Here is an 11831-nt window from a genome sequence, read left to right on the forward strand (position 1 = left end):
ATGACTAATTATTAGTCAATCACTCTTTAGATATACTTGTGCCTATCTCTCTAGATAGATGAGGTATAAGAGAAATAAGTTATATCTTCAATTATGAGACATTGATAGGATTTCCTTGGGTGGAAACTACATAGTTGTTAAAGCTTTTTCTTGCGTAATTACAGCTAACCTATAAACCAATTTCTCTGCCATATACCCCTCCCTTCAAAAGAGGCATTAGTGACTTCAAAATTATCCTTCCACAGGTTCTAATTCTTATAGAAACTATGGATGGATTTTTTTTAACCGAATTAGCTCAGAATTAATTTTTGGAAACTTTGTTCATGCTTAATATCATCAAAATCTATATCAATTGCAGCGTCTTCCTTATAACTAGGTTTAAGTTGAATTGCTGTTTGTAGATTTTCTAAAGCTAATTCTACTTCTCTCTGTAGCGCATAACAAGCGGCTTTATTGTAATAAGCACTAGGATAGTCTGATTTGATTTCTAGCGTTTTGTCAAAATCAGCGATCGCTTCGTCATCCCTTCCTAATCTTACCAAGGTGTAACCACGTTTATCTAAAATCTTAGGTGAATTGGGTTGAAATTGCAGCGCTTGATCAAAAGATGCAAGTGCATCTTCATAACGTTCTAACTCAACCAAAGACAAACCCCGATTTAACCAAGCTACACCATCATCTGGCTGAATTTGGGTAGCTTTATCAAAACAGTTAAAGGCTTCTTTATGTTTTCCTAGATTCCCGCAAGCAACACCAATATCACACCAAGCTTGATGATAATCAGGTTTAATTTTTATAGCTTGGTTGTAAGAAGCTATAGCTTCTTTGTAGCGTTTTAGCCTATTCAAAATAATGCCACGTTTGAGCCAAATTTCTGCATCATCAGATTTGATATTTACCGCTTGCTCATAAATAGCAAAAGCATCTTCATAACGTTTTTCTGAAAACAGCATATCTGCTTCTTTGATATAATCATCAGCAGAAACTTCTGGTTGTGGTGGTTCTGATTCTGATATGGTTTCCGGTTTTGGTGTAGGTTTAACTTCCTTTAACTCTTCTAAAATAGCATCTTTACGCTGTTGAGCATCTAATTGTAATTCTGAAAGTTGGTTAACAAATTCAGCTTCTAATTTTCTCAAGTTCTCCAGAATTATCAATTTGTGTTGTTGAGTATCAGTTTGAATATCTGAGAATTGAGAAGTAAATTCTCTACCAGATATTTCTAAATTATCAATAATTTGTTGTTGACGAACTTGAGCAGCATTCTGTAATTCTGCAAGGTGATTCACAAATTCAGATTCTAACTTTTGTAAATTTTCTAAAATTATCAATTTGTTTTGTTGAACATCAGTTTGAATATCTGAGAATTGAGAAGTAAATTCTCTACCAGATATTTCTAAATTATCAATAATTTGCTGTTGACGAACTTGAGCCGCATTTTGTAATTCAGCAAGTTGATTTACAAGTTCAGAATCTAACTTTTGTAAATTTTCCTGAATGAGAGCTTGCTGTTGTTGAACATCAGTTTGAATTTCTGAAAACTGAGAAGTAAATTCTTCACCAGATGCTTCTAAATTATCAATAATTTGCTGTTGACGAACTTGAGCAGCATTCTGTAATTCAGCAAGTTGATTTACAAGTTCAGAATCTAACTTTTGTAAATTTTCCTGAATGAGAGCTTGCTGTTGTTGAACATCAGTTTGAATTTCTGAAAACTGAGAAGTAAATTCTCCACCAGATGCTTCTAAATTATCAATAATTTGCTGTTGACGAACTTGAGCAGCATTCTGTAATTCTGCAAGTTGGTGAGAGAATTCTAATTGTAAATTAACCAAACCATCAAAGACATGATTTTTTTGAGTTTGAGCATCAGTTTGTAATTCAGCGATTTGTGATTTAAATAAATTATTTAATTTTTCTAAATGCTCTATAGTTATATCTTTTTGGTTTTTAGCATCTAATTGAAATTCTGATAATTCAGCAGTAAATTCTGATTGCAATTTTGATATACTTTCAAAAGTATGATCTTTGTGTTGTAAAGCTTCTGACTCTAACCCATGAAGTTGAGATATCAACTGAGAACGGGATTGTTCAATATCACCAGCAGCGATATCTTTTTGGTTTTCCAGTTCTAACTTCAGTCTAGTAAATTGAGCAACTAAATCAGCTTCTAATTTTTTAGCATTTTCAATTGCAATCTTTTGTTGTTGACTAGATAAATTTAATTGTTCTAATTGAGTATTTAATTTAAATTCTAAATTGCTAATATTTTCTTGAGCAGATTCAACCTCACGCTCTAATGCTGTTAAAAATTCTTGTTTTGATTTTGGTAAATCCGATAATAAGATAGATAATTTATTCTCTTCACCTTGAATTTTTTGTTGAAGCTTGTTAACTCCCTCTCCTAATTCATGGGTAAGATTTTGAGATATTTTAATCAGGTTTTCCGCATCTTGATTAACTGTAATTAATTGAGTTTGCAACTTTTCTATTCCTTGTACTTGTTCCATTGCTCGCTCAACAATTTCCCGAATTATGGCTTTCCGTAATAACCATAATGTAGCAATTAAAACCACAGGAAATAAACTTAAGATAGTTAACCAGATATTGAGCAGGGTATTGGTGCGAGTGAAAGCACGCTCAAAGTCTGACTGTACTTGCTTTTGAAGTTTGGTTTCTGTTCGCAGTCTGGTTAATTCTTCCCGTTCCTGATTTGATAATACCTGAGCATTAGCGGATAATTGGAGTTGTCCACTGACAAAACCAGTAGATATCAGCAAGGGTGATAATAAAATTGCGCTTTTTAAAGCCAGAGTTGAGATTATGGGGTTTTTGCTCTTCATGACAACCTTCCCTATCCGTTGGTTAGTTTTTGCAGCGGTTTGCCTATATGCCATCTATGATAGATGATGGGTGTGGGGTTGCTAGATTTCAGAGCCGTTGTTTGATTTTAGCAGATTAGTGGAGTGCGGTGCGATCGCCTATTCTAGAACGGAAGTATGGAAAAATCAACCAGAGAACATCTAGAAGCTAGAGGTTGAAAAATTGGAACAGTCGTAGAATTTCTAGAGCTAACTTTAAAGGAAGCAGCTTTATTAGAAATTAAATTAGCACTTAGTCGCGACAGTAAGATAAAGGAAAAATCTTAGTCTCTCATTGCTGTTGAGTCGTTAATAGTTTAAGATATCTATAATTACCATCTTAGAGTTAAAGTAAATTCTGTGCTGGATTATATCACTGCAAATCTTCCATTATTTGCGGATTTGGATCGAAAGTTGATAGTAAAAATAAAAGATATTGGTGAAGCTAATTTCGAGCAAGCAAATTTTATTATCAATGGAGAAGCTTTAGATTCTCTGAAAAAACTCCCAGATTCATTAGTACAAACGGTAATTACCAGTCCTCCTTATTATGGTCAGCGTGATTATTGTTCAGAAAAACAAATTGGAACTGAAGAAAGTCCAGATGAATATATAAATCGACTTTTAGAAATATTTGATGAAATAAAAAGAGTTTTAAAAGAAGATGGTACACTTTGGATAAATCTAGGTGATAAATATATAGATGGCAGTTTGGCAGGACTTCCTTGGAAATTAGCATTAGCTCTTAAAGAAAGAGGATGGATTTTGAGGTCAGATATTATCTGGTATAAACCTAATGCAATGCCATCTTCGGTTAAAAACCGTCCGACAACTGATCATGAATATATGTTTTTATTTGCGAAAAGTGCAAAATATTACTATGATGCAGATGCTATTCGTGAACCTCATGTGACTTTTTCAGAAAATAGTAAAATGCGGGGAGGACGAAATCATTTAGGTAAGAAAGGGGGAACTCCAGAACAGGGAAAAAATTCAGGTAATTCTAATTTACATAACGGTAGATGGGATCAAGCTTTTCATCCCAAAGGTAGAAATAAGAGGACTGTTTGGGAAGTTCCTTTATCGAAATTTAGAGATGCACATTTTGCAGTCTTTCCTGAACAACTAATAGAACCATGTATTTTAGCAGGTTCATCTGAAGGAGGAATAGTTCTTGATCCCTTTTTTGGTGCTGGTACAGTGGGATTAGTATCTATGAAAAAAGGACGTAGGTTTATGGGTATTGAACTTAATGAAGATTACTGTAAGATTGCTAGTAGGCGTATTTTTTCAACATGATTATTCAATTGATTTAAAAATATGTAAAATCTCTTTAAGTTTATTATTGAGTAAAGGTTCTACTTCAATTATTTGATTGGGATTTTTATCAATGTGAATAAATACTTGAGATTTCAGTGAATCAAAATCTATTTTCCATGCTTCGGCAATGATAATTGGAATACATTCATATCCATCATTCTTCGCTTTTTCAATTGCTTGATTAATGTCTCTGGTAAAAAGTAGAGCATGGCCACCACCAGTTGTTTCTCTTGTTTTAACTGGAATTAATATTGTTCCTTTATTTCCTTTAATTGTAACATCATAAGTCTCACCACCAAGTTTCATTTGAATTTCCCCAATTGTCAGTTTTAGGTTGTTAGTTTTAAATATTTCTTTTAAATTTGTCCGAATAATTGCTTCAAATAAATTTCCTTTTATGGCTCGACGACTTCCTTCTAAGCGTTCCATCATAACTTCACAAATAGGAAACCATTCCCATCTTTCTGGCTCAGGTAAAATTGTAGATACATATTCACGCACATGATTTAGAAGTATGGCTTTACGCTCATTAGCTGTCCCATCAATATTTTTAAGTATTCCTTGTAATCTTTGTATGGGAGCATCTCTAAAAATCCAACCTAACAAAAGCCATTTAGCTTTACTTTGAGGATATGGACGCGCAATACCATCATACAAATTTAAGTTTTTAGCTAGTTTACACTGTAAATATTTTTGCAGAACTATTTGCGCTTTGGATGAGTCTTTTTCAATAACAAATTCATATAGTCCAATATAACTTTCTGATTGTAAAAATTTAATAAAATCATCAAAAAAAGGTTTATTTGAGTTAGCAATTATTGCTAATTCCTTGATTCGTATATTATCGGAAATATTAGTCATTAAAAAACTCTTTGGGTGAAATATTTAACGCATCTGCAATTTTATGAATATTTAGAAGACTAATATTTCTTTCTCCCCGTTCTACTCCTCCAACATAACTGCGGTCTAAGTTACATAAATGTGCTAAGTCTTCTTGAGATAGTCCTAGATTTTGTCTAATTTGACGTAGACGACCACCAAATTTTTTTTGAATATTTTTACTATCAGGTGTAGTCATAAAGACAATTAAAATCTATTGATGATTTTAAGTCCACGGACTTTAAGTACCATAATCATGTAGAATCAAGTATGAACATTTCCCCAAAGCTACCGTCTACAATTTGACGTAGTGTACAGAATGCATAAACCATGAAAAACAGACACAAAATGGCTTGTCACCAAAAATCACTCATCAGTCTCAGCTTAATTACCACCTTTCTCGCACCCTATTCCGTTGCTGCTACCACTCCACGCACTCCTGATAAAACCGTCAACTGTGAAATTCTTGTTGTTGGTGGTGGACTCTCTGGAGTTGCTACAGCTTATGAAAGTTTACTCGCAGGACGGACGGTTTGTTTAACGGAAATAACCGACTGGTTAGGTGGACAAATATCTTCTCAAGGTACATCTGCGTTAGATGAAAGACCAACCCAAAGAGATAAACAATTCTATTCTCGTGGATATTTGGAATTAAGAAACCGCATTCAACGCAAATATGGCAAACTTAATCCTGGTGATTGTTGGGTAAGCGACTCCTGCTTTCTTCCCCGTGATGCTCACAATATCATGACACAAATGCTCAAAGAGGCTGAAAAGCGGGGTAAAGGAAAGTTGCAATGGTTTCCCAATACAGTAATTAAAGATTTAGCAATTAGTCAAGATGGTAAAATCATTAATAGTGTGATCGCAATTCAACATCAACCAGCAACAGGCGCACCACCCCTAAACACCGCTACATTATCTCAAACGATTGAAGATGCTTATCGCTACGAAAACTCCTCACAATTAAGCAAAACTTTAATTCGCTTTCTCCCCAAACAAACTAAAAACAATACTTCCAAATGGTATGTTGTAGACACCAGCGAAACCGGGGAAATTATCGCTTTAGCCGATGTTCCCTATAGACTAGGAATAGATGCGCGTTCCTATCTAGAACCTTCATCTTCTAGCACTACCAACGATCCCTATTGTACCCAAGGTTTTACTTATACCTTTGCAATGGAGTCTACCAAAGACCCGCAAAATCAAGTAATACCTCCATTTTATCCCCAATATGCGCCATATTTTAGTTATGAATTAGCGCGATTGGCAAATTTTGATTTAGTCTTTACCTACAGACGGATTTGGAGTCCGCAAAAAGGACAACCAACTACATTCAATGGGGTTAAGTTTACCGCACCCACACCAGGAGACATCTCCATGCAAAACTGGACTTGGGGGAATGACTACCGTCCAGGAACCGCTAATGATAATCTCATTTATACACGTCAACAATTACAAACTTCTGGACAGTTAAACCCTGAAGGTTGGACGGGGGGATTAAGAACCGAAACACTCCGCAAAGGTGAAGAAAATGCTCTTGCTTATTATTACTGGCTAGTCGCGGGAAATACTGACTCCCAACTCGGTGCAGGTGTAAAGCAACCCCAACCAAATAACCGTTTGTTAACAGGGTTAAATTCCCCAATGGGAACCGCACACGGTTTATCAAAATACCCATATATGCGGGAAGGAAGACGCATTATCGGCCGTCCTAGTTGGGGACAACCGGAAGGTTTTGGAATTTGGGAAATTGATATTTCTCGCCGTAATTATAATGATGAATATTACCGTAACAACTTGCCAGCGGATATGTATCGTCGGTTAACAGCAGCACTGGCAGGTTTAGAAGCACCATCAGTAATTAGTGGTCAAATCTCTCCAGATAAGATCATGCGGCGAAGTCGTTCAACGATTTTCCCTGATTCTGTGGGTATCGGTCATTACGCCATAGATTTTCATCCTTGCATGACAAAAAGCCCTGCTGAAGCACCTGGTAATACTGAACGTGCGGGAGAAAGACGGGGTGCTGGCCAAGCATATCCTTTCCAAATTGCCCTCAGAGCCATGATTCCCCAAAAAATTGATAATTTATTGGTAGGGGGTAAAAGTATTGCTACCAGCCATATAGCTGCTGCTGCCTATCGGGTTCATTCCTTTGAATGGTCTTCTGGTGCGGCTGCGGGAACTGTGGCCAGTTTTGCAATCAAACAAAATATTGCACCCTATCAATTAGTTGATGATTTACCTAAACAAGAACTGCAATTACAAGTTTTAAAACGGCTGTTGGAACAAAATGGTAATCCTACAGCTTTTCCTGATACCTCCATTTTTAACCAAAATTGGGAAGATTGGCGGTAGGTTCAACATCTTCACCCACAGTAGCAATATAATTAAGGGCGGGAAAACCCCGCCCCTACAGGGTTGTTGATCAATAACTGCGCCTCACCTTGGGTGAAAAACATTATATCCGAACTCCTGACTTCTGACTCCTACTCTATGGTAATCAAGAATTAAGGGGCTTCCAGAAAATAAATGATCTCATCTTGTGGGGTAGGCATCCTGCCTGCCCTTGATAATTAGCGGGCAAGATGCCCGCACCACAAGAAATATTTGTATATTTTTTTATTTGGAGGTCCCTAATTACTATCACTTGATGGAGATGGTTGTTGCAAACGTCGCCGCCAGCTGCTAGGTTTAGGGCTACTTTGACTATTGTTAGTGACTGAAGAAGCTGGAGTTGTTTCCCGTCTTCGTCTTCTTTTGGTTGTTTGTCCTGAAGATGAAGAAGCATTAGTTACTGCTGGATTTCTTCTTCTTCTGAGAGCTTCTCCCAAACGCTGACTTTTAGTTGATGATTGAGTGGAAGTAGATTCTGTTGATGCTGCTGTATTTCTGCTGCGGCGAATTCTTCTGGTAATTGGGTTCGGTTCTCTAGGAATATTTTCATTAACAGATGTTACCAATCTTCGGCTGCGTCTGGGTGTTTCACTTGCAGAATTACTTGCATTGTTTGTAGATGCAGCGTTTCTTTGTTCTGATTCTCTTTGTTTCTTGCGTTCTTGCAGTTGGCGATATCGTTGGGAACCTGCGATCGCATATTCAGTCCCAATACTAACACCTTGTCTACCTTCTGAACTGGGTTTGAGTTTCCACTTTTGCGCTCGCTCTAAATGTTCTGCATCTAATTTCTCGTTACCACTGGATCTCAACAACCGAACTTTAGTAACATTACCACTATTATCAGTATCAACAGCTACTTCAACTCTGCCTTCTACTCCTCTTCTCCTCGCCCAATCTGGATAATTTGTATTACACTCCCGACAAGCAGCACGGCCATTACCGCTACCAGAGTTAGTTCTTACTTTAGAAGGTGTAGGTGAAGTGGCAACTTTTGAACCACTACTACTGCTGTTACTACTGGCGTTACTACTGCTATTATTACTGGCGTTACTATTGCTATTACTATTATTGCCGCTATCGGTGCCATTACTATTATTGCCGCTACCTGTGCCATTACCACTGCCAGGAATCCCTATTGAGTTTGATGTTATTCCACCATTCCCACCCGCAGTACCTTGAGAGAGTTGTGGAACTTCTTGATTTGCCCTTCCATCTCTGATTCCTGCTAACAATTTACTGAGATTGGAACTGGATTGTGAAGATGGCTGAACGGCAGTTTTCTCAGTAGATAAGGGTTTAATAGCGGTATCTGTTGACTGAGAAACTTGAGGCTGAGTATCTGCTGTTTTTGGTGATAATGCTGCCTTTGCGATCGTAGGTAAAGGTTTGAGAGGTTCTATTCTCGGAGCAGGAATCACAGCAGGTTGAGGCGAAACTACTGTGTTTTTTTGTGGTTGCGGTACAAATACGGTTGGAGAGGTATTAGAATTAATTGAACTTGTGAAAATTCTGGAATTATCAATAACTTTAGGTTTTATTTCCTTTTCTGGTTCTTCTATTGGTTTTATTTCTTCTTCTGGTGGAGTCTCCACAAAAGTGATTTCTACAGGCTCTTCTTCCGGGACTTTTGTGAGTAGACTACCAATACCAGAAGCCAGCAACCCAATATGTATAGCCAAAGAGCTAATCAAGCTATAAGTCAAAAAGGTTGTTAGAGTCTTTAATTCTTTTTCTCGCTGCTCTAGGGCTGTGCTGGAAAAACTCATAGTTCTTTGCTACCTATTTTATTGCTACCTATTTTCAGTAACATTGGCAGATTAGCAGAAATTTGCTGCAAATGTCAATCAATAAATTTGAGCTTTTTATAGTTGCGAATTTTAGCCTAAATCTCTCATCAACAAAAGATTACAGCGATTTTAACCTCTACTTGGGCTGTATTTTTACCCTTCAGATGTAGCAAAAGATTGACATATATTTTCATTTGCTCTAATTTAAGTTGAGAACTTATATCAGCTATTCCCGCTGAAAATAGTCAGGAAATTTTATTGAAAGGCTTGCAAATCGGACATGGATATTAAAAATCTGTTTATCGCAGGTGGTGTGGTAATGTGGCCGCTGCTACTGTCTTCTGTGTTGGCAGTAGGGTTAATTATCGAACGGATCAAATTTTGGGTAAATATCAGTAGTCGTCAGCAACGGGTAGTCAGAAATGTATTGAATCTCTATCGTCAGGATAATGTGGTAAGTACAATTGATACACTGCAAAAGAATGCAGATTTACCAATTGCACGGATTTTTTTGACGGCTTTAGAATTAGAAGAACCGAATCCAGAAGAATTTCGTTTGGCTTTGGAGAGTGAAGCCCAGGCAGAAATACCTTTATTCAAAAGGTTCAATACAATTTTTGATACCATTATTGCTCTTGCACCACTGTTAGGATTACTGGGAACCGTATTAGGGTTAATTGGTTCTTTTGCTTCACTTAATATTGGTGATGTTGGCGGAACAAAAGCGGCCGGAGTAACTAGCGGTATTAGTGAAGCCTTGGTTTCTACCGCTACTGGGTTAATTGTGGCAATTTTTACACTGGTTTTTGCTAATACCTTCCGGGGATTTTATCAAAGACAAATTGCTTTGATTCAAGAATACGGCGGTCATTTAGAACTGCTATACCGTCGTCGCTACGAAAGAGGAGAAAAAACCTATGCGTCTACAAGATGAGCCGGAAATACCAGCACAGATAAACATTGTGCCGATGATTGATGTGATATTTGCAATTTTGACATTTTTTATCATGTCAACGTTGTATCTAACTCGTTCTGAGGGTTTACCAGTTAATTTACCTCAAGCCGCTACGGGAAAAACAGATCGTCCCGCACAGGTGACACTAACAATCAATAATACTGGCAAGATTTTTCTGAATAAAGAAGCAGTTAGTTTAGAGCAATTAGCAGCCCAGGTGAGAGAAAAAGTAGAACCATCAAAGCCATTGATGGTGATACTCAATGCAGATGAAGCTGTTAATCACGGACAAGTAGTAGCGGTGATGGATAAAGTGCGACAGGTAGAAGGAGTGAAATTAGGTATAGCGACACGGAAATAATTAAGGAGTCAGGAGTCAGGAGTCAGGAGTCAGGAGTTAAGAAGGAAGAAGGAAGAAGGAAGAAGGAAGCAAAAAAACAAAACAGTATAAAGTATGACGACAGATTCTTTCGTTTTTCACGAGCAGATAACGCCACCAGTGGGAGGCTAATATTTTGATTAATTCGGCGGCTAAACCTGTATTCAGTTTGGTTGTTTGTGTGGTGCTGCTGCTAGTTTGTTTAGTATCTAGTGTCACCTTGGGAGCAGCAGAAATACCAATAGATAAGATTTTGACATCCTTTGTCAGCTTTGATGGTTCATATCAACATCTAGTTATTCAAACTGTCAGATTACCGCGATCGCTCATTGCCATTCTCGTCGGTGCATCCCTAGCAGTTTCCGGGGCATTGATGCAAGGTTTAACACGCAACCCTTTAGCAGATCCAGGTATTTTAGGCATTGAATCCGGCGCAGCACTCACCGTAGTTGTCACAATTTTTGTATTTGGTAGTTCATCTGTTACTACTTTGACAATTGCGGCTTTTTTGGGTGCGGGAATCACAGCAGCTTTAGTCTACTTCTTGGGTTCACTGGGAAAGGGCGGCGCTACCCCACTCAATCTCACAGTAGCAGGTGCAGCACTGACAGCTTTAATTTCTTCCCTAACCACTGCGATTCTGATTATCAGTCAACGCACATTAGAAGAAATTAGATTTTGGTTAGCTGGTTCATTAGCTGGTAGAGATGCCACTATACTCGTTTCCGCACTACCTTTTGTCACCATCGGCTTAGTAATTGCCTTGGCTTTGGGTAGACAAATTACCACCATGAGTCTGGGTGACGATGTAGCCAAAGGTTTAGGCCAAAAAACAGCCTGGATAAAAATTCTGACTGCCATTAGCGTAGTTTTACTAGCAGGAAGTTCCGTAGCCCTGGCTGGTCCCATCGGTTTTATTGGTTTAGTTGTTCCCCACATAGTCCGATTTTTCATTAAAACCGATTATCGCTGGATTTTGCCTTATTCCGCTGTTTTGGGGGCAACTCTGCTCTTAGTAGCAGATATTACCGCCCGTGTCATCCTCAAACCCCAGGAATTACCTGTAGGTGTAATGACAGCACTGGTGGGCGCTCCCTTTTTTGTCTACCTGGCTAAATCAAAGGTGAAGAAATGAAGGTTGATTGGTTGGTTTTTCGTTCCTCAGCAATATCTTTTCGCATAGACCGACGTGTACCAGTGATGCTGTTATCTTTAGTAGCAGTAATTGGGGTAGCAATGGTGATGAA

9 protein-coding genes are annotated in these 11831 nt (G+C 37.8%); 5 read left to right on the plus strand and 4 right to left on the minus strand.

Annotated elements, in window-relative coordinates; all coding sequences use genetic code 11:
- Positions 1-290 precede the first annotated feature (290 nt).
- Positions 291-2843 (minus strand): tetratricopeptide repeat protein, encoded by a 2553-nt coding sequence (locus tag ACSQ6I_RS25600; protein ID WP_438893043.1) that lies wholly within the window; start codon positions 2841-2843, stop codon positions 291-293.
- Between the two features lie 432 nt (positions 2844-3275).
- Here ACSQ6I_RS25600 and ACSQ6I_RS25605 point away from each other — a divergent pair, with 432 nt between their 5' ends.
- Complete coding sequence (locus ACSQ6I_RS25605) at positions 3276-4160, plus strand: DNA-methyltransferase (protein ID WP_438893044.1); 885 nt, start codon at positions 3276-3278, stop codon at positions 4158-4160.
- Here ACSQ6I_RS25605 and ACSQ6I_RS25610 read toward each other — a convergent pair whose 3' ends face one another.
- A complete protein-coding gene (locus tag ACSQ6I_RS25610; RefSeq protein WP_438893045.1) occupies positions 4161-5042 on the minus strand; it encodes a hypothetical protein in 882 nt (293 codons plus the stop codon).
- Positions 5035-5259, minus strand: coding sequence for a helix-turn-helix domain-containing protein (locus ACSQ6I_RS25615; RefSeq protein WP_438893046.1), 225 nt, complete (start codon positions 5257-5259; stop codon positions 5035-5037). The genes ACSQ6I_RS25610 and ACSQ6I_RS25615 overlap by 8 nt, the downstream gene beginning before the upstream one ends.
- Positions 5260-5390: 131 nt before the next feature.
- Between ACSQ6I_RS25615 and ACSQ6I_RS25620 the strand changes: the two genes are divergently transcribed.
- Positions 5391-7421: an FAD-dependent oxidoreductase gene (locus ACSQ6I_RS25620; RefSeq protein WP_438893047.1), complete on the plus strand. Its 2031-nt coding sequence runs from the start codon at positions 5391-5393 to the stop codon at positions 7419-7421.
- Positions 7422-7699: 278 nt separating this feature from the next.
- Here the strand turns inward: ACSQ6I_RS25620 and ACSQ6I_RS25625 are convergent, their stop codons facing one another.
- Entirely contained in the window at positions 7700-9229 is a 1530-nt protein-coding gene (locus ACSQ6I_RS25625; RefSeq protein ID WP_438893048.1) for an energy transducer TonB, read from the minus strand.
- A gap of 301 nt (positions 9230-9530) precedes the next feature.
- Here ACSQ6I_RS25625 and ACSQ6I_RS25630 point away from each other — a divergent pair, with 301 nt between their 5' ends.
- The 3 genes from ACSQ6I_RS25630 to ACSQ6I_RS25640 all read left to right on the plus strand — a co-directional run bounded on the left by ACSQ6I_RS25630 (position 9531) and on the right by ACSQ6I_RS25640 (position 11719).
- Positions 9531-10184, plus strand: a complete 654-nt coding sequence (locus ACSQ6I_RS25630; protein WP_438893049.1) for a MotA/TolQ/ExbB proton channel family protein — start codon at positions 9531-9533, stop codon at positions 10182-10184.
- Positions 10168-10566, plus strand: coding sequence for an ExbD/TolR family protein (locus ACSQ6I_RS25635; protein ID WP_438893050.1), 399 nt, complete (start codon positions 10168-10170; stop codon positions 10564-10566). The genes ACSQ6I_RS25630 and ACSQ6I_RS25635 overlap by 17 nt, the downstream gene beginning before the upstream one ends.
- Positions 10567-10723: 157 nt before the next feature.
- Positions 10724-11719 (plus strand): FecCD family ABC transporter permease, encoded by a 996-nt coding sequence (locus ACSQ6I_RS25640; RefSeq protein ID WP_438893055.1) that lies wholly within the window; start codon positions 10724-10726, stop codon positions 11717-11719.
- Positions 11720-11831 lie beyond the last annotated feature (112 nt).

It is taken from the genome of Anabaena sp. WFMT (assembly GCF_051781005.1).
Taxonomy (GTDB): Bacteria; Cyanobacteriota; Cyanobacteriia; order Cyanobacteriales; family Nostocaceae; genus Anabaena.

Excerpts from the sequence above, each read along its gene's own strand:
- ACSQ6I_RS25600 (WP_438893043.1), bottom strand. The coding sequence starts at position 2,843 with ATGAAGAGCAAAAACCCCATAATCTCAACTCTGGCTTTAAAAAGCGCA.
- ACSQ6I_RS25610 (WP_438893045.1), bottom strand. The coding sequence starts at position 5,042 with ATGACTAATATTTCCGATAATATACGAATCAAGGAATTAGCAATAATT.
- ACSQ6I_RS25615 (WP_438893046.1), bottom strand. The coding sequence starts at position 5,259 with ATGACTACACCTGATAGTAAAAATATTCAAAAAAAATTTGGTGGTCGT.
- ACSQ6I_RS25620 (WP_438893047.1), top strand. The coding sequence starts at position 5,391 with ATGAAAAACAGACACAAAATGGCTTGTCACCAAAAATCACTCATCAGT.
- ACSQ6I_RS25625 (WP_438893048.1), bottom strand. The coding sequence starts at position 9,229 with ATGAGTTTTTCCAGCACAGCCCTAGAGCAGCGAGAAAAAGAATTAAAG.
- ACSQ6I_RS25630 (WP_438893049.1), top strand. The coding sequence starts at position 9,531 with ATGGATATTAAAAATCTGTTTATCGCAGGTGGTGTGGTAATGTGGCCG.
- ACSQ6I_RS25635 (WP_438893050.1), top strand. The coding sequence starts at position 10,168 with ATGCGTCTACAAGATGAGCCGGAAATACCAGCACAGATAAACATTGTG.